Source organism: Mycobacterium alsense (genome assembly GCF_002086635.1).
In the GTDB taxonomy this organism is placed as follows: domain Bacteria; phylum Actinomycetota; class Actinomycetes; order Mycobacteriales; family Mycobacteriaceae; genus Mycobacterium; species Mycobacterium alsense.
This window is the reverse complement of sequence record NZ_MVHD01000063.1, coordinates 1-21,676: the sequence shown is the minus strand read 5'-3', so window position 1 is coordinate 21,676 and position 21,676 is coordinate 1. Positions and strand designations below refer to the sequence as shown.

22 protein-coding genes and 1 pseudogene are annotated in these 21,676 nt (G+C 70.6%); 14 read left to right on the top strand and 9 right to left on the bottom strand.

Annotated features, from left to right (window positions below; genetic code table 11):
- Positions 1 to 4: 4 nt before the first annotated feature.
- Genes BST11_RS23705 through BST11_RS23690 form a run of 4 tightly spaced genes read left to right on the top strand, consistent with a single transcriptional unit; the run spans position 5 to position 2,935 of the window.
- Entirely contained in the window at positions 5 to 979 is a 975-nt protein-coding gene (locus BST11_RS23705) for an RDD family protein (RefSeq protein ID WP_083140687.1), read from the top strand.
- On the top strand, positions 976 to 1,530 hold the full coding sequence (locus BST11_RS23700) for a mammalian cell entry protein (protein WP_083140681.1): 555 nt from the start codon (positions 976 to 978) through the stop codon (positions 1,528 to 1,530). The genes BST11_RS23705 and BST11_RS23700 overlap by 4 nt, the downstream gene beginning before the upstream one ends.
- The gene (locus tag BST11_RS23695; RefSeq protein ID WP_083140679.1) at positions 1,497 to 2,225 is read left to right on the top strand and encodes a mammalian cell entry protein; all 729 of its coding nucleotides are present in this window, start codon (positions 1,497 to 1,499) and stop codon (positions 2,223 to 2,225) included. Before BST11_RS23700 ends, BST11_RS23695 begins: the two co-directional genes overlap by 34 nt.
- A 17-nt stretch (positions 2,226 to 2,242) precedes the next feature.
- Positions 2,243 to 2,935, top strand: coding sequence for a YoaK family protein (locus tag BST11_RS23690; RefSeq protein ID WP_083140677.1), 693 nt, complete (start codon positions 2,243 to 2,245; stop codon positions 2,933 to 2,935).
- Here BST11_RS23690 and BST11_RS23685 read toward each other — a convergent pair.
- The 4 genes from BST11_RS23685 to BST11_RS23670 all read right to left on the bottom strand — a co-directional run bounded on the left by BST11_RS23685 (position 2,928) and on the right by BST11_RS23670 (position 7,184).
- Positions 2,928 to 4,037, bottom strand: a complete 1,110-nt coding sequence (locus BST11_RS23685; protein WP_142276523.1) for a phosphodiester glycosidase family protein — start codon at positions 4,035 to 4,037, stop codon at positions 2,928 to 2,930. The genes BST11_RS23690 and BST11_RS23685 overlap by 8 nt on opposite strands.
- Positions 4,038 to 4,116: 79 nt before the next feature.
- The gene (locus BST11_RS23680) at positions 4,117 to 5,520 is read right to left on the bottom strand and encodes a YhgE/Pip domain-containing protein (protein ID WP_083140673.1); all 1,404 of its coding nucleotides are present in this window, start codon (positions 5,518 to 5,520) and stop codon (positions 4,117 to 4,119) included.
- Positions 5,521 to 5,579: 59 nt separating this feature from the next.
- Positions 5,580 to 6,308: a pirin family protein gene (locus BST11_RS23675; RefSeq protein ID WP_083140671.1), complete on the bottom strand. Its 729-nt coding sequence runs from the start codon at positions 6,306 to 6,308 to the stop codon at positions 5,580 to 5,582.
- Between the two features lie 9 nt (positions 6,309 to 6,317).
- On the bottom strand, positions 6,318 to 7,184 hold the full coding sequence (locus tag BST11_RS23670; RefSeq protein ID WP_083140669.1) for an IclR family transcriptional regulator: 867 nt from the start codon (positions 7,182 to 7,184) through the stop codon (positions 6,318 to 6,320).
- 63 nt (positions 7,185 to 7,247) lie between these two features.
- Here BST11_RS23670 and BST11_RS23665 point away from each other — a divergent pair, with 63 nt between their 5' ends.
- Complete coding sequence (locus BST11_RS23665) at positions 7,248 to 8,390, top strand: NAD(P)H-dependent amine dehydrogenase family protein (protein ID WP_083140667.1); 1,143 nt, start codon at positions 7,248 to 7,250, stop codon at positions 8,388 to 8,390.
- Between the two features lie 14 nt (positions 8,391 to 8,404).
- On the opposite strand, the gene BST11_RS23660 is transcribed toward BST11_RS23665, so the two are convergent.
- Positions 8,405 to 9,826 (bottom strand): alpha/beta hydrolase domain-containing protein, encoded by a 1,422-nt coding sequence (locus tag BST11_RS23660; RefSeq protein ID WP_083140665.1) that lies wholly within the window; start codon positions 9,824 to 9,826, stop codon positions 8,405 to 8,407.
- Entirely contained in the window at positions 9,823 to 10,821 is a 999-nt protein-coding gene (locus BST11_RS23655; RefSeq protein ID WP_067322229.1) for a sigma-70 family RNA polymerase sigma factor, read from the bottom strand. The genes BST11_RS23660 and BST11_RS23655 overlap by 4 nt, the downstream gene beginning before the upstream one ends.
- Positions 10,822 to 10,899: 78 nt before the next feature.
- Between BST11_RS23655 and BST11_RS23650 the strand changes: the two genes are divergently transcribed.
- The 4 genes from BST11_RS23650 (at position 10,900) to BST11_RS23635 (ending at position 15,222) form a co-directional block, all read left to right on the top strand.
- Positions 10,900 to 11,739 carry an alpha/beta hydrolase gene (locus BST11_RS23650; protein ID WP_142276522.1) on the top strand — a complete coding sequence of 280 codons (840 nt, stop codon included), beginning with the start codon at positions 10,900 to 10,902 and terminating at the stop codon, positions 11,737 to 11,739.
- Between the two features lie 122 nt (positions 11,740 to 11,861).
- Positions 11,862 to 12,611: a DUF2786 domain-containing protein gene (locus BST11_RS23645; RefSeq protein WP_067322222.1), complete on the top strand. Its 750-nt coding sequence runs from the start codon at positions 11,862 to 11,864 to the stop codon at positions 12,609 to 12,611.
- Positions 12,608 to 13,108 carry a TIGR04338 family metallohydrolase gene (locus BST11_RS23640; RefSeq protein WP_067322219.1) on the top strand — a complete coding sequence of 167 codons (501 nt, stop codon included), beginning with the start codon at positions 12,608 to 12,610 and terminating at the stop codon, positions 13,106 to 13,108. The genes BST11_RS23645 and BST11_RS23640 overlap by 4 nt, the downstream gene beginning before the upstream one ends.
- 47 nt (positions 13,109 to 13,155) lie before the next feature.
- A complete protein-coding gene (locus tag BST11_RS23635) occupies positions 13,156 to 15,222 on the top strand; it encodes a glycoside hydrolase family 3 protein (protein WP_083140685.1) in 2,067 nt (688 codons plus the stop codon).
- 39 nt (positions 15,223 to 15,261) lie between these two features.
- Here BST11_RS23635 and mymT read toward each other — a convergent pair whose 3' ends face one another.
- Positions 15,262 to 15,408 carry a copper-binding metallothionein MymT gene (gene mymT / locus BST11_RS23630; protein WP_068206356.1) on the bottom strand — a complete coding sequence of 49 codons (147 nt, stop codon included), beginning with the start codon at positions 15,406 to 15,408 and terminating at the stop codon, positions 15,262 to 15,264.
- A 128-nt stretch (positions 15,409 to 15,536) separates the two neighbouring features.
- Here mymT and BST11_RS23625 point away from each other — a divergent pair, with 128 nt between their 5' ends.
- Positions 15,537 to 16,196, top strand: coding sequence for an O-methyltransferase (locus tag BST11_RS23625; protein ID WP_083140661.1), 660 nt, complete (start codon positions 15,537 to 15,539; stop codon positions 16,194 to 16,196).
- 11 nt (positions 16,197 to 16,207) lie between these two features.
- On the opposite strand, the gene BST11_RS23620 is transcribed toward BST11_RS23625, so the two are convergent.
- A complete protein-coding gene (locus BST11_RS23620) occupies positions 16,208 to 17,191 on the bottom strand; it encodes a nitronate monooxygenase (protein WP_083140659.1) in 984 nt (327 codons plus the stop codon).
- A gap of 141 nt (positions 17,192 to 17,332) precedes the next feature.
- On the opposite strand from BST11_RS23620, the gene BST11_RS23615 reads away from it, so the two are divergent.
- A complete protein-coding gene (locus BST11_RS23615; RefSeq protein WP_083140657.1) occupies positions 17,333 to 17,773 on the top strand; it encodes an SPW repeat protein in 441 nt (146 codons plus the stop codon).
- Positions 17,774 to 17,785: 12 nt separating this feature from the next.
- Here the strand turns inward: BST11_RS23615 and ilvD are convergent, their stop codons facing one another.
- On the bottom strand, positions 17,786 to 19,510 hold the full coding sequence (gene ilvD / locus BST11_RS23610) for a dihydroxy-acid dehydratase (protein WP_083140655.1): 1,725 nt from the start codon (positions 19,508 to 19,510) through the stop codon (positions 17,786 to 17,788).
- Between the two features lie 76 nt (positions 19,511 to 19,586).
- On the opposite strand from ilvD, the gene ricR reads away from it, so the two are divergent.
- The 3 genes and pseudogenes from ricR to BST11_RS29315 form a co-directional block, all read left to right on the top strand.
- Positions 19,587 to 19,886: a copper-sensing transcriptional repressor RicR gene (gene ricR / locus BST11_RS23605; protein WP_083140653.1), complete on the top strand. Its 300-nt coding sequence runs from the start codon at positions 19,587 to 19,589 to the stop codon at positions 19,884 to 19,886.
- A 122-nt stretch (positions 19,887 to 20,008) separates the two neighbouring features.
- A complete protein-coding gene (locus BST11_RS23600; protein WP_083140651.1) occupies positions 20,009 to 21,271 on the top strand; it encodes an MFS transporter in 1,263 nt (420 codons plus the stop codon).
- 293 nt (positions 21,272 to 21,564) lie between these two features.
- Positions 21,565 to 21,676: pseudogene (locus BST11_RS29315) on the top strand (class I SAM-dependent methyltransferase); the annotation flags it as partial.

The following is a 21,676-nucleotide window of genomic DNA, read 5'->3' as shown; positions in this document are numbered from 1 at the left end:
GGCGGTGGTCCCCGCGACGGACGCCGAGACCGTAAGCCACGCTTCTTCCGACGCGGCCGTCCCCGCGTCGCTGCGGCATGCCTTGGCGCCTTGGCACTTTCGGGCCGGCGCCTTCGCCGTCGACGTCGTGGTGGGTGCCGCCGTGGTCGCAACGCTGGCATTGGTGTCGTTCACCCTGCCGGGCAGCGGCGTGTGGTGGTGGGTGTCGGTTTCCATCCTCGGGGCGGCCATCCTGCTGATGTTGGTCAACCGGTTGCTGCTGCCGCCGGTCGCGGGCCGAAGCCTGGGCCGCGGGCTGTTCGGGATCGCGGTGGTGCGCCGCGACGGCCAGGCACCCGGGCCGTGGCGGCTGCTGGTGCGGGACCTGGCCCACCTGCTGGACACCGCTTCGGTGGTGGGATGGCTTTGGCCGCTGTGGGATTCGCGGCGCCGAACGTTCGCCGACCTGCTGCTGCGCACCGAGGTGCGGCGCGTCGAGTCCGAGGAGCGACCCGCCGCCATACGAAAGTGGGCCGCGACGACGGTGCTGACCGCGGCGGCGGTGTGCCTTGCGGGTGTGGCCGTGAGCTACCTGGTGGTGTACTCCCGCGACCGGGCGAGCGACCAGACGCGCGCACAGGTCGAGGCGCAGGGGCCGAAGATGGTCGCGCAGATGCTGACCTATGACCCAAAGTCGTTGGACGACGACTTCGCTCGCGCGCGGTCGTTGGCGACCGACAAGTATCGGGGCAAGCTGGCGGCGGAGCAGGACAAGGCCCGGAAGCGAACCCCGGTCATCAACGAGTATTGGCCGAGGGACTGGTCGGTCCAGTCGGCCACCCCGGACCGGGCGACCATGCTGTTGTTCCTGCAGGGCCGGCGGGGCGTGGCGCCCGACGAACGATACATCAGCGCGACCGTCCGGGTGAATTTCGCCAAGGGCGGGGACCACCGTTGGCGCGTTGACGACCTGACCCCATTGCCCGGGAACGGAAAATGAGCCCCCGCCGCAGGTTTGAGCCCGGCGCGGGGGTGCTGCTCGTCGAGCGCCCGGTGCCGCCGGGCCGCCCGTGGGGGCTGCCGGTGGCCAGCGCGGTGGCCGCGGTGCTGATGGTGGCGGCGATCGCGGCGTGCACGCTGATGCTGATCTCGCATGAGTCCCACACCAGCGACTCGAAGAAAGAACAGCAAGTGGTCAGCTACGTGGAGTGGTTCATGGCGCAGTTCACCTCCATCGACCCGTACCACGCCAACGACTATGTGGAGCGGGTATTGGCCCAAGCCACCGGCGAATTCGCCAAGCAGTACCACGACAAGGCCAACGAGATCCTGCTCCAGGTTGCCCGGGCCGAGCCGGCGGCCGGCACCGTTTTGGCCGCGGGCCTGGAGCGCTGGAACGACGACGGCAGCGCCACGGTGATGGTGGCCACCGAGGTCACGTCGAAGTCGCCGGACGAAAAACAGGTGTTCGAGAACACCAACCGTTGGGCGGCAACCGTCACGCAGGAAGGGAATCAGTGGAAGATCAGCAACCTGCTGCAGGTGATCTGACCGCCGACGCGGAGGAAAGCGCCGATACCCCAACCAAATCCGACGCCGAGGCGGACGAGGAAGCCGAGGCGACCACGGTCACTGAGGCGACTGACGAGGCCGAGGAGGCCGGGGAAACCGAGGTGAGCGGCACCGAGAGCGCGGTGGGCGACAAGGGCAAGCGCCCCCGGCGCAAGCTGCTGGCCGGCAAGCGGCTCGCGATCGTCATCGCGCTGGCGGCGGCGATGTTCGTGGGTTCCGCGGCGTTCGCCGGCGCGATGGTCCAGCCGTACCTCACCGACCGGGCCGCCGCCGCAACGAAACTCAAGGTCGCCCGGACCGCGGCCAACGCCGTCAGGGCCCTGTGGACCTACACGCCGGAGGACATGGACAAACTCGCCGACCGAGCGGCGGGATACCTCAGCGGGGACTTCGAGGCCAACTACCGCAAGTTCGTCGACGCGATCGCGGCGCCCAACAAGCAGGCCAAGGTCACCAACAACACCGAAGTCACCGGCGCGGCGGTCGAATCGCTCGACGATCCGAACGCCGTCGTCATCGTGTACACCAACACCACGTCCACCAGCCCGCTGTCCAAGAACATCCCGTCACTGAAGTACTTTTCCTACCGGTTGTTCATGAAGCGCACCGACAGCCGATGGCTGGTGACGAGGATGACGACCATCACCTCGCTGGACCTGACGCCGCACGTGTAGCGGGACACACTGCTGCCATGCCCGTCGCGTCGCCGGTGTCCGAGCGCTCGACGGTCGCGGCGTTGCTGTTGCTGACCTTCGCCACCGGGTTGGCGGACGCGCTCAGCATCCTGGTGCTCGGGCACGTGTTCGTGGCGAACATGACCGGCAACGTGATCTTCCTCGGGTTCTGGCTGGCGCCGAGGTCCAGCATCGACCTGACGGCGGTCGCGGTGGCCCTGCCCACCTTCGTCTGCAGCACGATCGTCAGCGGCCGGCTGTCGCGGCATTTCGGCGAGCGGGCGCGGCCGTGGATCACCACGGTGCTGGCGACCGAAATCGCGCTGCTGATAACGCTGTCGGGCCTGGCCGGCGGCGGTGTGCTGCACTATCAGGACAACACCAAACTGATCATGATCGGACTGCTCGCGGTGACGTTCGGCCTGCAGCACTCGAGCGCGCGCCAATTCGGGATCCAAGAACTCTCCACCACGGTGCTGACGTCCACGATCGTCAGCCTCGGCCTGGACAGCCGGCTGGCCGGCGGCACGGGTGCGCGCGAAAAGCTGCGGTACAGCGTCGTTTTCACCATGTGTGCCGGCGCCCTGGTCGGCGCGACGATGTCGCGGTTCGTCGTGGCGCCGGTGTTCGCCATCGCCGCGGCCGTGATCGCGACCAGCCTGCTGATCTTCCGCTTCGGGCCGCCCTCGGGCCACCCTCCGCCTAGTTGAACGCCAGCCAGCTGGGCAGCGCCCGCTCGTGCGAGTCGCACAGCACCTGCCGGGTGTCGCACGATCCCCGCGGCGACCCGGCACCGGCCCACATGCCGCCGGTGTCTCGGCGCAGCACGATCGCCGACGACCCACCGCCGTCGAGCAGGATGGCGTTGTCGCTCCCGAGGCCCCGGAAGAGGTCCTGCATGTTGTCCGGCGTGTAGCTGCCACCCTCGAAGATGTACATCTCGTCCTTCTGCCTCGCGTAGGCGATCGCCGTTCGCGCAGCGCTGGGACCGCCGTCGTGCAACTGCCCGGTCCTGCCGGGGGACAGCAGGCCGATCCCCGACACCGCGACGAACCGCTCGTTGCGGTTGAGCAGGTCGGCGACCACCGGGGTGGCGACGTCGTAATCCTGGGGTCCCTTGGGGCGCACCACATATGGCGCGCCGCCCGACGGCAGGATCATCGTCGACAGGGCGCTCCAGCTCTCGCCGCCGCCGGACAGCCCCTGCTTGCCCGGATACGCGACGGTGCCGGTGACCGCCTGGTTCGCCCGGCCCTGGCCGCGGGTGTTGTCGACGAACGCGCCCAGCGGCGAGCTGCAGCCCGTCTGACGCCAGGAGCCGCCCTTCTGCGGCCGGACGTCGAAGAAGTTGGCGTTGATCGCGATGGTGGGCTGACCCATCTGCTGCCACGCCTGCAGCGGCGGGTAGACCTCCGATGCCTGCCACAGCCCCTCGCCGGTGCGGGCCCCGGGATTGTTCTCGCAGCGCGCCTGATCACCCTGGTGGGTGTCGACGAGCAGGTGCGGCGCCAGGCGCCCCGCCGCGTTCTTGATGATCATCAGGTGGCCGCCGTTGTTCATCTCGTACCAGCTGCCGGCGGCGTTGAGCATCGGCGCCGGATGACCGGGCCCGAAGTTGTAGACCAGATAGGAGCCCCGGGTGGCGCCGATGGCGCTGGCCAGAAGGTCGCGCCCGTCGGCGGCGCGCGCGACGGGCTGCCCGGCGGTGCTCGCCAGCGTCACGCACGCGAGCGCCGCCGCGCAGCAGGTCACCAGCCGGCGCAGGCCGGCGAGGGGCGTCAGCACGGTGGACCTTTCGGCGCGGATCTCTATGCAACATGCATAGCATTAGTCACACCAGTAACACTGTCAACTTAGGTCACGAACGCGTGACGCTTGGGCAGCACTCGAATTACGTTTGCTCGCTTGGGGTTTCGGTCGTGTCTTCGGCCGGGGCGGCGGGGCTTGCCGGGGTGCTCTCCCGCTTGCTCAGCCGCGCCTGGTGCTGCGCCTGGTGTTCCGCGGCGATCGCCAGTTCGACCGCCCCCTGGATTCGATGGAATCCCTTGCGGTCGTAAAGATGTGTGACGATCCCGCCCAGCGCCAGGCCGATGACGAGGCCGATCGACGTCAGCCACACCGCCTGGGAGAGGCCGGCATCCGCGCGGCCGTCGAGGTAGACCAGCGACCGCACTCCCAGGAAGACCTGGTGCATCGGTTCGAACTCGGCCAGCCAGCGAAAGAACGGGGGCGTGGCCTCGAGCGGGACGGTCGCCCCCGCGGAGGGAAGCCCGAGGATCACGAAGATCAGCATGCTGACCAGCAGGCCCATCGAGCCCAGCACCGAGAGCAACGAGCTGGACGTGATGCCCACCGCGATGATCGCGAACACCCCGTACGCCCACAGTTCCCAGCCGAGCGGGATGGGCATGCCGAGCCCGTGGGCGATGGCCAGGTACGCCGCGGACGTCAGCAGCGCCAGCAGCACCATGATCGCCCACTTGAGCAGCAGCGTCTGGAACCGGGAAATCTTGACCTGCTCGGCGAAGCGGTACACCGGGCCCCATTCCGCGGGCACATAGCCGAGCAGCGCGTCCACCAGCGTGCTGACCACGACGCTGCCGGTGAAGCCCGCCAGCAGCAGCAGGAGCGCGAAATAGAACGCCGACAACCCGTTGCCGGTGCCGTTGGGCAGCGGGTTGTAGACGCTCGCCTTGACGTCGATGGGGTGGGCGATGCTCAGCGCCGACGCGCCGGTCAGCGGCGCCCCCCCGGTCTGGGCCGCGACGTTGGCCGTAAGCCGTTGCCCCACTTGGTCGTTGGCGGCGGCCATGGCCTGGGTCAGGGTCTGGCCGGCGATGCTGGCACCCAGGGTGCCCGCCCGCGGGTTGGTGGAGATGGTCACCGAGGGTCGGGCGGCGCGGCCGGGCGACACAGCGCTGGCCCCGAACTCACGAAGGTTCGACGAGAAGGTCGGCGGGATGACCAACTCGCCGTACACGCCGGCGGTGTCGAGCAGTCGCTTCGCCTCGTGGGGCGACACCACCCGCACGTCGAATTTGTCCTTGTCCAACTCCCGGGCCAGTCCGTCGGCGATCTGCCCGCCGTACGGTCCGGCGTCCTCGTCCACCACCGCGATCGGGAAATTCCGCAGGTTGGTCATCGGGTTCAGGATGCCCCCGAGGTACAGCGCGCACAGCGCCGACATCAGCGCCAGCGTGACGACGACGGGCAGCGCCCAGAACCGCACGGTCCGAATAGCCTTGATGTTCCGGTTGGGGTTCGGCGCCGCGTGCCGCGGCTGCGATTGGGACATGCGGGCTCCTGTCTGTCGTGCCCAACTCTATGTGGTCCCTGGGTGTCTCCTGGATCACCTCAACCGCCCAGTTGCGCGTGCATCTCCCAGACGAGCACCTCGGCCGTTTCGCTCGCCGTCACCCGCCGGGCGCCCGCGTCGGTGAACCGGATCGCGTCGCCCTCGTCGAGGTCACCGACCCCCTCGACGGTGACGCGGCCCCGCGCGGTGAACAGGTGCAGGTAGGGCGCCGGGGGCAGGTTCACCGCCGCACCGGCCCGCAACCGCGCACCGTGCAGCGCTGCGGCGCGGTTGTGCAGGCGGATGGCGGCGTCGTGCCCGGGCACGCCCGAGGCGATGGTCACCAGGGTGCCGCGCGACAGCTCCTCGTCGTCGATCTCGTGCTGCTGATATTCGGGGGCAATGGCGGTCTCGTCGGGCACCACCCACATCTGCACGAAACGGACCGGCTCGCTGACGGACTCGTTCTTCTCCGAGTGCAGGATCCCGCTGCCGGCCGACATGCGTTGGGCCAGGCCGGGATAGATGACCCCGCGGTTGCCGGTGGAATCCCGATGCGTGAGCTCGCCGCGCAGCACCCAGGTCACGATCTCCATATCGCGGTGTGGGTGCGTGTCGAATCCCGTTCCGGGCTCGACGATGTCGTCGTTGTTGACCAGCAGCAGCCCGTGGTGGGTGTTGTCGGGATCGTAGTGGTCACCGAACGAGAACGAATGCCGCGATGTCAGCCAGGTCGTCGTGGTGACGGCCCGGTCGGCGGCACGCCGGATGTCCACGGTGGCGGGCATGAAACCAGCCTAGGCGACCGTGGCGGCGAGCATCGCCTGCGCGCGGCGCAGCGCGGCGTCGAGTTCGGCCGGCGTCAGTCCGGGTTGGCGGCCCAGGTGGATCTCGATTTGGTACTCCGGCTGGCCATCCCGGCCGAAGATCGGCAGGACGACGAATTCCGTTGAGGCCAGTCGGGTTTCCAGGGTGTCGGTGACCGATTCCAGCGTCACCATCGTCATCAGGGTGGTGAGCTGGTGGGCCACCCGCGCGGTCGGCTCCAGCGACGCCAGCACGTCGGCGAGCCGCTGATGCAGCGACTGGTGGGTGTCGTCGAACCGCCACGCGCCGTACCCGCGGGCCCGGATGTCGGCAAGCACCCGGCGGTGGTGGGCGATCTCGGCGCGCGTGAGCCGGGGCACCACGCGGCGCAGCCAGGACTCGACGGATTCGTCGTCGCGCCAGGCCATGGCGACCAGGCCGAACGGCGGGTCGATGGGGAAGCGCTGGCCGATGGCGTGCTCGCCGTCGGTGGCGTGGCCCACGGCGTCGACGGTGGTGAGGTGGCGCTCGCCGATCTTCGACATCGAGCAGCCCGCGCCCAGCGCGGCGTGCAGGAAACGCAGCGCGTCGCGCCCGCGGTCCAGCAGCGGGAACTGCGCGCGCAGGCCGTGCACCAGGCCGAACAATCCGCTGCCCAGCACGTAGCGGCGGTCCTCGCGCCGCGCCACCCAGGCGCGCCGCTCCAGTTCGGCCAGCACCAGCGCGCAGGTCGAGGTGCTGATGCGGCAGGTCTTCGCCACGTCGGCCGACGTGCGCCCGTTCGGTGAATCCGCCAGCGTCCCAAGCACATCGATCACGCGCGCGGTGGGCGGCGACTTGGCGGTTGACTCGGCCACGCGAAGCTCCCTACGATCCGTCCAAAATCTGAGAATAGATGTCCTAATAATAGGAGAGATGCGTTGTTGAAGGTCGGAGTATGGGGCCCGGGTTCGATGGGCGTGATCGCCCTGCGCGGCGTGATCGATCACCCGGAACTCGAGCTCGTCGACGTCGTCGTGCACAGCGACGCCAAGGCGGGTCGCGACGCCGGAGAGCTGTGCGGGATCGCGCCCGTGGGGGTGACCGCCACCCAGGACCCGGCGGCGCTGCTCGCCGGCGACGCCGACGCGGTGGTGTACGCCGCCGGCGCCAACCTGCGGCCGCTGGAGGCGGTCGAGGACATGGCGTCGATCCTGCGGGCCGGCAAGAACGTCGTGTCGTGCTCGGTGGTGCCGCTGGTGTTCCCCGCCGCGCCAGGCCTGGATCGCGGGGCGTTCACCGACCCGCTGCGCCGGGCCGCGCTGGACGGCGGGGCCTCGTTCTTCACCACCGGGATCGACTCCGGGTTCGCGAACGACGTTCTGCCGCTGGTGCTTTCGGGGGTGGCCCGGGCCATCGAGTCGGTGCGCGTGACCGAGATGTTCAACTACGCCACCTACCCGGACAGGGCCGCGGTCTACGAGATCCTCGGGTTCGGCAAGCCGCCGGAATACGCGGCCTTCGCCGCCCAGCCGGGGATGTTCGCCTTCGGCTGGGGGCCGGTCCTGCACCAGCTCGCCGCGGGACTGGGCGTCGAGATCGACCGGATCGAGGAGGGCAACGAACGCATCCCGGCCGCCGAGTCCTTCGACACGCCCACCGGTCACATCGCGGCCGGGACGATCGCCGCGATGCGGTCCACGCTGACCGGATACGTCGGCGAGAAGCCGACGTTCGTCCTCGACCACGTGACGCGGATGCACGACGACATCGCGCCGGACTGGCCGCAACCGCGGATCTCCATCGCGCCGAAGGACCTCGGCTTCGGCGGAGCATCCGGCCGAGGCCTCTACCGGGTCGAGATCGAGGGCTCGCCGAGCATGCGCTGCGAATTCGAGATGGCCGAGGACCGCGACCACGACCTCGGCGCGCGCATCGCCGGCGCGTCGCGGATGGTCAACGCCATCCCGGCCGTGTGCGCGGCCCCGCCCGGCCTGCTGTCCGCGCTGGACCTGCCGCTGGTCACCGGGGCCGGCCTGGTCCGCCCGGTGCCCGGCCCGTCACCGGACAGCCGGCTCTTCTAGCCGGGACAGCTCTTCTAGCCGGGATAGGTCGCCGCGGCGAGTTCGAGGATCTCCGCGCGATCGGCGGCCAGGATGAACCCCGAGCCGATCGCCTCGTCGAGCGCCGCCGCGAAGCGCTCGAGGTATTGCCCGGCGCCGCCCGGGTAGAGGCGGCGCAGCGTCGCGGCGTCGAAGGGTTCGCCGCAGCCGAAGATCGCCGCCATGAGGTTCTCGTCGTCGGTGATCCCGGAAGTCCTCGCGATCGGGACGTCGACCCACGGGGTCCTGACACCGCCCCGGGCCAGCCCGTTGGGATCCAAAACCAGCTGGAACGCTGCACCTCCCGGCGCTGGGGCCGTCTCGATGGGCGGCGCGGTGGGTGCCGGCTCGCCGGTGCCGACCCAGTTGGCGAGCGCGGCCACGGCGGCCTGCACGACGTAATGGTGCTGGGGCGCGAAGTTGATGAAGTGCTCCAGCTGCTGGCCCATCAGCATGGTGGTCGGCGCATAGGCCGCCACGATGGCGTCCAGCGGCGCCGAGCCGTCGTCGATCGGCGCCACCTGGATCGTGTAGTTGTCGGCGTGGGCGGCGCCCGGAATCTCCCAGACCCGCAGCCACTCGTTGTCGGGTTGCCGCGCCGAGTAATAGCCCAGCGGCAGATGGCCGTAGAGGTCGGTTTCGGTGATGATCGTGATGAGCGGGACGCGCAGGTCCCGCCGGAACTTCACCGCCACCTGCGACGACGCGCCGGGCGAGTCCAGCTCGGCGATCATCGAACGGCCGTCCAGCACCGCGGCCGGCCCGAATCGCGAATGCACCAGGAAGCCGTCGTACGCCCGGGCCAACGGGTCGACGGCGTTGATGTAGGTGGTGAGGAAGATCGCCGATTGCGACTCGCCGATGGCGACGACGTGCCGGGGGCGCAGCTCGCCGAGGACGCCCTCGGCCGCGCTCCCGGCGAGCGCGCCGACCTGGGAATAGATGTCGAAGGCGAAGGCGTCCCCGGGGTGGTTCAGCGCGGCGTAGCGCGCGGGGTCCTGGGTTTTCAGGGACATGTCGATGCCGAGCAGGCTGGCGCCGCCGTCCACGCCGACCTGCTGCGCCGAGACCGCGACATAGGCGTAGCCGGCGCGCAGGATCTCGCGGTGCGCCATCATCCACACGGCCGGGGCGTCGATGCCGCCGCTGACGTTGAGCCATTCGACGAGCACGGTTCCGTTGAAGCGCGCGGGATCGGTCGGGGTCAGCACCACCACCCGCGTGGTGAATTCGGCCGTGTCGCTTGCGGTTACGCTCCACCGGCCGTCGGGACCCAGGTCCCCCGTCGGGGTGTAGGACGACGCCGTGCCGGAGACGAAGAACTCCGCGGCGGCGTAGCCGAGGTCGGCGACGTCGAAGGCGCCCAGCAGCAGCAGCGGCTTGCCGGGCACGGGTTTGACGACGGGGGATTGGCTCATAGTGCCTCCGGTAGCCCGAACTTCGCGAACAGCGTGTCGTCGAGGAAGGCCACCACGTGGGACACGCGACTCTTGCCGATGTCCAGCACGTGCAGTTGAAACGGCAGGTGCACGTCGCCCGCGCGCATGTACATGGCCGCGCCGGGCTGGCCGTTGGCGACCACAGGCAGCAGGCGCATGTCGCCGGGATGTTCGGCGGGGCACTGCCGGTGGATGAGCGTGACGATGTCCCGGGCGCCGCGGTACCAGCCGGCGTAGGGCGGCATTTCCCAGATCGCGTCGGCGGTGAACAGCTCGACCAGCCGGTCGATGTCGTAGGCCTCGAACGCGGCGATGTAGCGGTCCAGCAGGTCTTGCGCCTCGGGTGATTCCGGCGGCGTCAACCGCTCGTCGGAGCTGGGCTGCACGGTGTCCAGCTGCGCGCGGGCCCGCTGCAGCAGGCTGTTCACCGCGGTCGTGGTGGTCCCGATGGCGTCGGCGACTTCGGCGGCCTTCCACTGCAGCACGTCGCGCAGCAGCAGCACCGCCCGCTGCCGGGCCGAAAGATGTTGCAGCGCCGCGACAAATGCCAACCGCACCGACTCGCGTGACCCGACGATCACCGACGGGTCCGCCGGATCGTCCGTCGGCTCCGACGGGCCGGCCCACGGTTCCAGCCAGGGCACCTCGCGGCGCTCCACCAGCTCCGCCGCCGGGTCCGAGCTGGCGGCCCCCAACCCGGTCGGCAACGGCCGGCGCGCCCGCCCCTCGAGCGCGGTCAGGCAGGTGTTGGTGGCGATGCGATGCAGCCAGGTCCGCATCGACGACTTGCCCTCGAACCGGTCGTAGGCCTTCCAGGCCCGCAGCAGCGTCTCCTGCACCAGATCCTCGGCGTCGTGCAACGACCCGGTCATCCGGTAGCAGTGCGCGAGCAACTCGCGGCGGTAGGGCTCGGCATGGGCCGAGAAATCCGCGTCCGGCTGTCCCGTGTCTTCGGTGAGCACGCTCACGGGCATGAGACTACGCAGTCCGTCCGACGCCCTGAAGCCCGAAGCGCGCTCCGCGAGCCATTACGCTGCCCATGATGACTAGGACTGCATGTGAAGCGCACTGAACGGGCCTTCGACGGCGTCGGCGGCGTGCGCATCGTCTACGACGTCTGGACGCCGGACACCGCGCCGCGGGCCGTGGTCGTGCTGTCGCACGGCCTGGGCGAGTACGCCCGCCGCTACGACCACGTCGCGCGCCGCTTCGGCGACGCGGGGCTGGTCACCTACGCGCTCGACCACCGCGGGCACGGCCGCTCCGGGGGCAAGCGGATGCTGGTGCGGGACGTTTCCGAGTACACCGCCGATTTCGACACCCTGGTGGGCATCGCCACCCGCGAGCACCACGGCCTCAAGTCCGTCGTGCTGGGGCACAGCATGGGCGGCGCGATCGTGTTCGCCTACGGCGTGGAGCGCCCGGACAACTACGACCTGATGGTGCTGTCCGCGCCCGCGGTGGCGGCCCAGGAGCTGGTGTCGCCGCTGATGGTGCTCGCGGCCAAGGTGCTCGGCGTCCTCGTGCCCGGCCTGCCGGTGCAGGAGCTCGACGTCGAGGCCATCTCCCGCGACCCCGCGGTGGTCGCGGCCTACAACGCCGACCCGCTGGTGTACCACGGGAAGGTCCCGGCCGGCGCCGGGCGGGCCCTGCTCCAGGTCGGCGAGACCATGCCGCAGCGGGCGCCGGCGCTGACCGCCCCGCTGCTTGTGGTGCACGGCTCCGACGACCGGCTCATCCCCGTCGGTGGCAGCCGGCGCCTGGTCGAGTGCGTGGGAGCTACCGACGTGGAGCTGAAGGTCTACCCGGGGCTCTACCACGAGGTGTTCAACGAGCCGGAGCGCGACCAGGTGCTGGGCGACGTCGTCTCCTGGATCACCGACCGGCTGTGAGCGGCCGTGGGTTATCTGTCGTGCGGCTCCCGTAGGTTGGCGCACATGACTCGCGCCGGTGACGATGCAGAGCGAAGCGATGTGGGGGTACCTCCCGCTTGCGGGGGAGAGGAGCGGCGCGCATGACTGACGACAAGATGTTGTCCCGCATCGCCGCGCTGCTGCGCCAGGCCGAAGGCACCGACAACCCGCACGAGGCGGAGGCCTTCATGAGCGCCGCGCAGCGGCTGGCGACGGCGTCGTCCATCGACCTGGCGGTCGCGCGGTCGCACGCGGCCAAGCGCTCGCCCGCGCAGGCGCCGACCCAGCGGACCATCACGATCGGCGCGGCCGGCAGCAAGGGCCTGCGGACCTACGTGCAGCTTTTCGTGCTGATCGCCGCCGCCAACGACGTGCGCTGTGACGTGGCGTCGAATTCGACGTTCCTCTACGCGTACGGGTTCGCCGAGGACATCGACGCCACCCACGCCCTCTACGCCAGCCTGGTCGTCCAGATGGTGCGGGCATCGGACGCCTACCTCGCCTCGGGCGCGCACCGTCCCACGCCGACGATCACCGCCCGGCTCAACTTCCAGCTCGCCTTCGGGGCCCGCGTCGGCCAGCGGTTGGCTGAGGCGCGCGAGGAAGCCACGCGCGAGGCCACCGAGGACCGCCGCCGCCCACCCGGTACGGCGATTGCGTTGCGGAACAAGGAACTCGAACTGCGCGACTTCTACCGCAGCACCTCGCAGGCGCGGGGCACCTGGCAGGCCCATCGGGCATCCGCGGGGTATTCGTCGAAGGCGCGACGCGCGGGCGACCGCGCCGGACGGCGGGCCCGGCTCTCCGACAGCCCCGAGCTGCCCGGCGCGCGGAGCGCGTTGGGCCGGTGACCCCAGCCCGTGACTCCCAGCGCGCCAAGGTCTATGCGGCCGAGGAGTTCGTCCGGACGTTGTTCGACCGCGCCGCCGAGCACGGGTCGCCGGCCGTGGAGTTCTTCGGCACGCAGCTGACGCTCCCGCCGGAGGGCCGGTTCGCGTCGGTCGCCTCCGCGCAGCGCTACGTCGACGACGTGCTCGCGCTGCCGTCGGTGCGGCGGCGCTGGCCCGAGGTGTCGCCGCTGACCGTGCGGCCGCGGCGTGCCGCCGCCGCGGCGCATTACGAAAACCGCGACGGCGCGGGCACTATCGCCGTTCCCGACCGCGGCACCGCCGCCTGGGCGCTGCGCGAGCTGGTGGTGCTGCACGAGGTGGCTCATCACCTGTGCCAGTCCGATCCGCCGCACGGACCGGAGTTCGTCGCCACGTTCTGCGAGTTGGCCGAGCTGGTGATGGGGCCGGAACTCGGGCACGTGCTGCGTGTCGTGTTCGCCAGGGAGGGGGCGCGGTGAACGACCCCGCCGATCCGGACATTCGCGCGCGCGAGGCCGAGTCCCGCATGACCGACGACGAGCGGTTCGCGTTGGTCGTCGCGCTGATGGGGGCCGGCGAGATGTGGCCGCTGCGCGACGAACGGATCCCGGCGGGCGTCCCGATGAGCGCCGGGTACGTGCCGGGGATTCCGCGGCTCGGGGTGCCGCCGCTGCTGATGAGCGACGCCGGACTCGGGGTCACCAACCCCGGCTTCCGTCCCGGCGACACGGCCACCGCGCTGCCGGCCGGGCTGGCACTGGCGGCCAGTTTCGACCCGCCGCTCGCCCGCGCCGCGGGGAACGTGATCGGTGCGGAGGCGCGCAGCCGCGGGTTCAACGTGCAGCTCGCCGGCGCGATGAACCTCGCGCGCGACCCGCGCAACGGCCGCAACTTCGAATACCTCTCCGAGGACCCGCTGCTGACCGCGACGATGGCCGCGGAGTCCGTCAACGGGATACAGGAGCGGGGCGTCATTTCGACGGTCAAGCACTACTCGCTGAACTGCACCGAGACCAACCGGCACTGGCTGGACGCGGTCATCGATCCCGACGCGCACCGCGAATCCGACCTGCTGGCCTTCGAGATCGCCATCGAGCGCGCGCGGCCCGGCGCGGTGATGGCGGCCTACAACAAGGTCAACGGCGCCCACGCCGCCGCCAACCACGTCCTGATCAACGACGTGCTGAAAGGCGCTTGGGGCTACCGCGGTTGGGTCATGTCCGACTGGGGCGCGACGCGCAGCTGGGAGTGCGCGCTCGCCGGACTCGACCAGGAGTGCGGCGCGCAGCTCGACGCGCTGCTGTGGCAATCGGAGGCATTCGGCGAGGACCTGCGGGCCGCCCACGCCGACGGGCGGCTGCCCAGGGCGCGACTGTCGGACATGGTCCGGCGGATCCTGCGGTCGATCTTCGCGGTCGGAATCGACCGGCGCGAAGCCGCGCGCGCACCGGACACGGAGGCGCACAACGAGATCGCGCTGCGGGTGGCGCGCGAGGGAATCGTGCTGCTGGCCAACAGCGGGGTACTACCCCTGGCGCCCGAGCCGGCCGCGCGCATCGCCGTCATCGGCGGCTACGCGCAGGTGGGCGTCGCCGCGGGCTACGGTTCGAGCACCGTTGTCCCGCCGGGCGGCTACGCCGCGGTGATCCCGATCGGCGGCGCGGGGCTGGAGGCGGGGTTGCGCAACCTGTACCTGCTGCCGTCGAGCCCGCTCGACGAGCTGCGCAAGCGACTTCCCCACGCGCACATCGACTTCGACCCGGGCGCCAGCCCGGCGGAGGCGGCGCGGGCGGCGGGGCGTGCCGACGTCGCGATCGTGTTCGCGGTCCGCGCCGAGGGGGAGGGCTTCGACGGCGCCGACCTGGCGCTGCCCTGGGGCCAGGACGCGCTGATCGCCGCCGTGTCGTCCGCCAATCCGAACACCGTCGTGGTGCTGGAGACCGGCAACCCGGTGACCATGCCCTGGCGGCACTCGGTGAGCGCCATCGTGCAGGCCTGGTACCCCGGCCAGGCGGGAGGCCGGGCGATCGCGGAAATACTTGCGGGCCAGGTGAATCCGTCGGGACGGCTGCCGATGACGTTCCCCGCGGACCTCGGGCAGACACCGCGCCCGCAACTGCCCCAGCCCGTCGCCTGGGGGACCCCCACCACGATCGACTACTTCGAGGGCGCCGACGTCGGCTACCGCTGGTTCGCCAAGACCGGCCGGGAACCGCTGTTCGCCTTCGGCCATGGCCTGTCCTACACCAGCTTCGAGTACGCCGACTTGGCGGCGGTCGGCGGCGGAACCGTGAGCGCAAGCTTCGATGTCACCAACATCGGCGAGCGCCCCGGCGCCGATGTCCCGCAGCTGTATCTGACCGCGGCCCCCGGCGGGAAGTGCCTGCGGCTCTTGGGATTCGAGCGGGTCGAGCTGGAGCCCGGAGCCACCCGCCGGGTCACCATCGAGGCCGATCCGCGCCTGGTCGCCCGCTACGAGGGCGGATGCTGGCGCATCGACCCGGGCGGTTACGCGGTGGCGGTGGGGGTTTCGGCGGTCGCGCGCCGGCTGGAGGCCATGGTCGAGTTGGCCGGCCGCACGTTCGGGCGGTGATCGCGGGGACCCACCCGAACGCGCGACCGGCCGGCGCGGCTACTTGACCGGCGTCAGTTCGTCACCGCACGTGCAGCGGTACGGCTCACCCGCGCCCGAGCAGTGGCACGGGGCCTCGATGCGAACGCGGCATCCGCAGCCCTCGTGGCCACAGGTCAGCAGGGTCCCTGCCTCGTAGGTTGTCATGTCGATCACCCTTCTGTGTCGCGTGCCCTCGCACGCTGTGGAACAACCACACCCGTGACTATATACCCCATACGGGTATGCCGTAAAGGCGTGGGACCGGATTCGGCGCCGCCCGCTAGGTTGGCGGGATGACGCAGAAACCGACCCCGCAAGACGTCGACGCGTTCCTGGACGACGCGATGCTCGGCGACGACCCGGCCCTGGACGCTGCGGTGCAGGCCAGCGACGCGGCCGGCCTGCCGCGCATCGCCGTGTCGGCCCAGCAGGGCAAATTCCTGTCCCTGCTGGCTGGCGCGATCGGGGCGCGCCGCATCCTCGAGATCGGCACGCTCGGCGGCTTCAGCACCATCTGGCTGGCGCGTGGGGCCGGCCCGCAGGGACGGGTGGTGACGCTGGAATACGAGCCGAGGCACGCCGAGGTCGCGCGCGCCAACCTGAAACGGGCCGGGGTGGGCGACCGGGTCGAGGTGATGGTAGGGGCCGCGCTGGACACGTTGCCGACGCTGACCGGCGGGCCGTTCGACCTGATCTTCATCGACGCGGACAAAGAAAACAACGTCGCCTATCTTCAGTGGGCGGTGCGGCTGGCCCGTCCCGGCGCAGTCGTGGTGCTGGACAACGTCATTCGTGAGGGCCAGATCCTCGACCCCGACTGCGACGACACCAGGGTCACGGCGACTCGCCAGGCCCTGCAGGCAATGGGCGAGCATCCGCGGCTGGACACCGCGGTCCTGCAGACCGTCGGGGCCAAGCACTGGGACGGCTTCGCGCTCGCGTTGGTGCGGTAGGCGCGGCGGCTTCAGGGCGGGGTGAGTTCGCTGACGGCCTGCCCGGCGGAGACGAGTTCGCCGATTCGCAACGCGGTTTCGCCGGCATACAGCGCGGCGCTGTCCAACCAGGAATCGGGCGCCCCGGCAACCGGCGCGAGCGGCGTGAAGAACGGGAGGGCCGGCGACTGCAGGCGCATCAGCGCGCCCGCATCGAAGTAGCCCAGTACCGACATCGGACGGCTGACGGCGTTGAGGGCGGCGGGCAGCGCGCGGGCCTTCCCGTCGTCGCGGCACCACCGGAGGGTGGCCGCGTTGGGCACGACGCGGTGGCGCAGCGGCCAGCTCAGGCCGAACAGGTTGGTTTCGATGGTCCTGTCCGCCTGCATGATTCGGCGCTGATACTCCCCGCTGGCGTTGGCCTCGTGCGTCAGCAGGAATCGGGTGCCGGCGATGACGCCGCCGGCGCCCGCGTCCAGCGCGGCGCGGGTGTCGGCTGCGGTGGCGATGCCACCGGCGACGAACACCGGACGGTTGCCGGCCGCGGCGAGGGCGCGCGGCAGGAACTCCAGGGCGGGCATGGTCCCGACCAGGTGGCCACCGGCCTGGCGTCCCTGCGCGATCAAACCGTCGGCTCCCGAAGCGATCGCGGCGCGCGCCTGCGCCTCGGTGCCCACCATCACGAACACGAAGATCCCGGCGTCCCGCAGGTGCCGGGCGAGTCCGCGCTTCTCGCCGAACGCCAGCACGACGGCGTCCACGCGGGCGTCCACGCAGACCGCCACGTGCTGGCGATGGACGAAGGGGATCAACAGGTTTACCGCGACGGCGCGCCCCGGCGCCCGCTCGCGCACCGCGTCGATCGACGCGCGCAACCGGCGCGGTGTGGTGATGCCGAGCGTTCCCAGCGCGCCCGCGTTGGCGACCGCGGCCGCCAGCGATGCGCCGGCCAGGCCGCCGCCCATCCCCGCCTGTCCGATCGGGACGTCCAGCCGCAGTCGGTCCGCGATGTCCATGCTCGCTACGCTACGGCAGGGCCGGTGATTCGTTGCTGGCGTGTGGCCACCGAGCGTAATCTTGACTGCAGATGGATGGGTGCGGTCGGCTCACAGTGCTTGCTACACAACGAGCTTGCCGCATAACAGAAAGGTCACAAAATGAGTACAGTCCATTCATCAATCGATCACCACCCCGACCTGTTGGCCCTGCGGGCGCGTTACGAGCGCGTCGCCGAGTCGATGGGGGCGCATTTCACGTTCGGTCTGGCCTTGCTGACGGGCCTGTACGTGGCGGCGTCACCGTGGATCGTGGGATTCAGCGGGACGGCATCGCTTGCGACCTCCGACCTGATCGTCGGGATTGCGGTGGCGTTCTTGGCATACGGGTTCGCGACGACGCTCGACCGCGCGCACGGCATGACCTGGACGCTTCCGGTGCTCGGTGCGTGGGTGATCGTGTCGCTGTGGGTCCTGCCGGGCGTCACGCTGACCGCCGGCATGATCTGGTCGAATGTCGTCGCGGGCGCGTTGATGACGTTTTTGGGTCTCAACGCCACCTACGTCGGCATGCGCACGCGCGCGGAGGAAACCCACGCGTAGCTTGAAATTGGGCTAGCCGCACACCGCGCCGACGGCCGCCGAGCCGACCAGCTTGACGTACTTGGCCAGCACGCCGGATTTGTAGCGCGGCGGCGGAGGGCTGAAATCCCTTCGCCGCGACTCGAATTCGGCGGGGTCGGCCAGCACGTCGAGGGTGCGGCCGGCCACGTCGAGCCGGATGCGGTCGCCGTCACGAAGCAGGGCGATCGGCCCGCCGTCGACCGCCTCGGGCGCGATGTGCCCCACGCACAGGCCGGTCGTCCCGCCGGAGAACCGGCCGTCGGTGAGCAGCAGGACGTCCTTGCCCAGGCCGGCACCCTTGATCGCGCCGGTGATGGCGAGCATTTCGCGCATCCCGGGGCCGCCCTTGGGGCCCTCGTAGCGGATCACCACGGCATCGCCAGGGGTGATGGTGCCGTCCTCGAGGGCGTCCAGCGCGGCCCGCTCGCCGTCGAAAACCCTTGCGGTTCCCTCGAACACGTCGGAGTCGAAGCCGGCCGACTTGACCACCGCCCCCTCGGGGGCAAGCGATCCACGCAGGATGGTGATGCCCCCGGTCGGGTGAATCGGGTTGTTCAGCGTCCGCAACACCTTGCCGTCCGGATCCGGCGGCGCGATGGCCGAAAGGTTCTCGGCCACCGTCGCACCGGTCACCGTCAGGCAGTCGCCGTGCAAAAGGCCCGCGTCCAGCAGCGCCCTCATCATCACCGGCACGCCACCGATGTGATCGACGTCCGACATCACGTGCCGGCCGAACGGCTTGACGTCGGCCAGGTGCGGCACCTTCGACCCGATGCGGCTGAAGTCGTCGAGGGACAGCATCACGTCGGCCTCGTGGGCGATGGCCAGCAGGTGCAGCACCGCGTTGGTCGAGCCGCCGAACGCCATCACCACCGCGATCGCGTTCTCGAACGCCTCCTTGGTGAGGATGTCGCGGGCGGTGATGCCGCGGCGCAGCAGCTCGATGACGGCCTGGCCGCTGCGGCGTGCGAACCCGTCGCGGCGGCGGTCGGTGGCCGGCGGCGCCGCGCTGCCCGGCAGCGACATGCCCAGCGCCTCGGCCGCGCTGGCCATGGTGTTGGCGGTGTACATGCCGCCGCACGCGCCCTCGCCGGGGCAGATCGCGCGCTCGATGGCGTCGACGTCCTCGCGGGGCATCAAGCCGCGCGCGCACGCCCCCACCGCCTCGAACGCGTCGATGATCGTGACCTCGCGCTCGCTCCCGTCGGAGAGCTTCGCCACCCCCGGCAAAATCGAGCCGGCGTAGAGGAAGACCGCCGCCAAATCGAGCCGCGCGGCGGCCATCAGCATCCCGGGCAGCGACTTGTCGCAGCCGGCCAACAGCACCGAGCCGTCGAGGCGCTCGGCCTGCATGACCGTCTCGACGCTGTCGGCGATCACCTCGCGGGACACCAGCGAGAAGTGCATCCCCTCGTGACCCATCGAGATGCCGTCGGACACCGAGATCGTGCCGAACTCGAGCGGGTAGCCCCCGGCCGAAAAGACCCCCTCCTTGACCGCCTTGGCGAGGCGGTCCAGCGACAGGTTGCACGGCGTGATCTCGTTCCAGGACGAGGCCACCCCGATCTGCGGCTTGGCGAAGTCCTCGTCGCCCATGCCTACGGCCCGCAGCATGCCACGGGCGGCGGCCTTCTCCAGGCCGTCGGTGACGTCGCGGCTGCGGGGCTTGATGTCGACGCCCGCCTTGGCGCGCGCCGAATCGGTGGTTTTGGCCATTGTGCAAGTATGCCGTGCTGGTGGAGCGGCACATGCGCGGGTTATACCCCGTTGGGGTATGGGGTAGACTGGGGCGGTGACTAGGACGTCGGAGGCGCACGGATACTCGCAGCAGAAGGACAACTACGCCAAGCGGCTGCGGCGCATCGAGGGCCAGGTGCGCGGCATCGCGCGCATGATCGAGGAGGACAAGTACTGCATCGACGTCCTGACCCAGATCAGCGCGGCCAACAGCGCGCTGCGTTCGGTGGCGCTGAATCTTCTTGACGAGCACCTGAGCCACTGCGTCACCCGCGCGGTCGCCGAGGGTGGCAGCGATGCTGACGATAAGCTCGCCGAGGCCTCCGCCGCCATCGCGCGCCTGGTTCGTTCCTGACGGCCGAATTAGTCGCCGGGCGTGTTGAACCGCTAACCCGCGGGAACCTATTGTTGCGGTGCGTACGGTAGGTGCAGCGCGAAGTAGCCAGCAGCATTGACCGGCTGATTGCGTACCGACCGATGACCGCCATGACTGTGGATGCCAACACTGCCGCGCGAACGTGGACCCCACGGGTCGCCGCGCAGCTGGCTGTGCTGGCCGCGGCGGCCTTCACGTATGTCACCGCGGAGATCCTGCCGGTGGGCGCCCTGTCGGCGATCGCCCGCAACCTGCACGTCAGCGTGGCCGTGGTCGGCACCCTGCTGACGTGGTATGCGCTGGTGGCGGCCCTCTCGACGTTCCCGTTGGTGCGCTGGACCGCGCACTGGCCGCGCCGGCGCGCGCTGCTGTTCAGCCTGGTCTGCCTGACCGTCTCGCAGCTCATCTCGGCGCTCGCGCCCAACTTCGCGGTGCTGGCCGCCGGGCGGGTGCTGTGCGCGGTCACCCACGGCTTGCTGTGGTCGGTGATCGCCCCGATCGCCACCCGGCTGGTGCCGGCGAGCCACGCCGGCCGCGCCACCATGTCGATCTACATCGGGACCAGCCTCGCGCTGGTGATCGGCAGCCCCCTCACGGCGGCGATGAGCCTGATGTGGGGGTGGCGGCTGGCCGCGGTCAGCGTCACCGCCGCCGCGGCCGTGGTCACCGTGGCGGCCTGGCTGCTGCTGCCCGAGATGGTGCTGTCCGCCGACCAGCTCAGGTGGGTGGGCCCGCGGGCGCGCCACCATCGCAATCGCCCGCTGATCGTCGTCAGCCTCATCACGATGGTCGGCGTCACCGCCCACTTCGTGTCGTACACCTACATCGTCGTGATCATCCGCGACGTCGTCGGCGTGCGCGGGCCCGCGCTGGCGTGGGTGCTGGCGGCCTACGGCGCCGCCGGGGTGATCGCCGTGGGGCTGGTGGCGCGGCCCATGGACCGCCGCCCGAAGGGCGCCGTCGTGCTGTGCATGGCCGGACTGACCGCCGCGTTCCTGGTGTTCGCGGCGCTCGCGTTCGGAGGCGCGCCCGCCGCCGCGACGGCGCTGATCGGCACGGGCGCGATCGTGCTGTGGGGCGCGATGGCCACCGCCGTCTCGCCGATGTTGCAGGCCGCCGCGATGCGCAACGGGGCCGACGACCCCGACGGTGCCTCGGGCCTGTACGTGACGGCGTTCCAGGTGGGCATCATGGCCGGTTCGCTCGCCGGCGGGCTGCTGTACGAGCGCAGCGTCGCCCTGATGCTCAGCACCTCGGCGGTTTTGATGGCCGCCGCCCTGGGCGGCATGGTGGCCAACCGCCAGCTGCTCGACCTCCACAAAGACCAGAAGGACGTTGCCCCGGCAAGCTCACCCGATTCATAGCTGCGCAGGTCAGCGGGACCAAATGGGGGCGCTTGACCGTCCGTTGAGCCCGCGGGAAAGGTAGCTGGCGCGCGCGCTATGCGACACTGTTGCGAGATAGCGACTGGAGGGATGCGTATGTCGGGCGGGACGAAAGCCTGGACCAAAAGGGGGCTGCTGGGGGCTCTGAAGGCGGCCGGAGTGGCTTCGATGGGCGCCGTGCTGGTGCTGAGCGCCGGCCCCGCACTGGCCGACCCCGAGCCGGCCCCCGGCGATCCCGGCGACCCCGGCGTCGTCGCGCCGCCCCCCGGGCCGCCCGGCCCGGGGGGTGGCTGCCCCCCGGCTGTCCCCCGAACCGCCGCACCGTCGACGCGATCGCGGCGGCCGGATTCGACACGACCGGGCTGCGCAGCGTCCGAACCCCGG

Excerpts from the sequence above, each read along its gene's own strand:
- BST11_RS23600 (WP_083140651.1), top strand. The coding sequence starts at position 20,009 with ATGACCGCCATGACTGTGGATGCCAACACTGCCGCGCGAACGTGGACC.
- BST11_RS23675 (WP_083140671.1), bottom strand. The coding sequence starts at position 6,308 with ATGCCCGCCACCGTGGACATCCGGCGTGCCGCCGACCGGGCCGTCACC.
- mymT (WP_068206356.1), bottom strand. The coding sequence starts at position 15,408 with ATGACAACCTACGAGGCAGGGACCCTGCTGACCTGTGGCCACGAGGGC.
- BST11_RS23680 (WP_083140673.1), bottom strand. The coding sequence starts at position 5,520 with ATGTCCCAATCGCAGCCGCGGCACGCGGCGCCGAACCCCAACCGGAAC.
- BST11_RS23655 (WP_067322229.1), bottom strand. The coding sequence starts at position 10,821 with ATGCCCGTGAGCGTGCTCACCGAAGACACGGGACAGCCGGACGCGGAT.
- BST11_RS23690 (WP_083140677.1), top strand. The coding sequence starts at position 2,243 with ATGCCCGTCGCGTCGCCGGTGTCCGAGCGCTCGACGGTCGCGGCGTTG.
- BST11_RS23660 (WP_083140665.1), bottom strand. The coding sequence starts at position 9,826 with ATGAGCCAATCCCCCGTCGTCAAACCCGTGCCCGGCAAGCCGCTGCTG.
- BST11_RS23625 (WP_083140661.1), top strand. The coding sequence starts at position 15,537 with ATGACGCAGAAACCGACCCCGCAAGACGTCGACGCGTTCCTGGACGAC.
- ilvD (WP_083140655.1), bottom strand. The coding sequence starts at position 19,510 with ATGGCCAAAACCACCGATTCGGCGCGCGCCAAGGCGGGCGTCGACATC.
- BST11_RS23615 (WP_083140657.1), top strand. The coding sequence starts at position 17,333 with ATGAGTACAGTCCATTCATCAATCGATCACCACCCCGACCTGTTGGCC.
- BST11_RS23635 (WP_083140685.1), top strand. The coding sequence starts at position 13,156 with ATGACCGACGACGAGCGGTTCGCGTTGGTCGTCGCGCTGATGGGGGCC.
- BST11_RS23645 (WP_067322222.1), top strand. The coding sequence starts at position 11,862 with ATGACTGACGACAAGATGTTGTCCCGCATCGCCGCGCTGCTGCGCCAG.
- BST11_RS23700 (WP_083140681.1), top strand. The coding sequence starts at position 976 with ATGAGCCCCCGCCGCAGGTTTGAGCCCGGCGCGGGGGTGCTGCTCGTC.
- BST11_RS23620 (WP_083140659.1), bottom strand. The coding sequence starts at position 17,191 with ATGGACATCGCGGACCGACTGCGGCTGGACGTCCCGATCGGACAGGCG.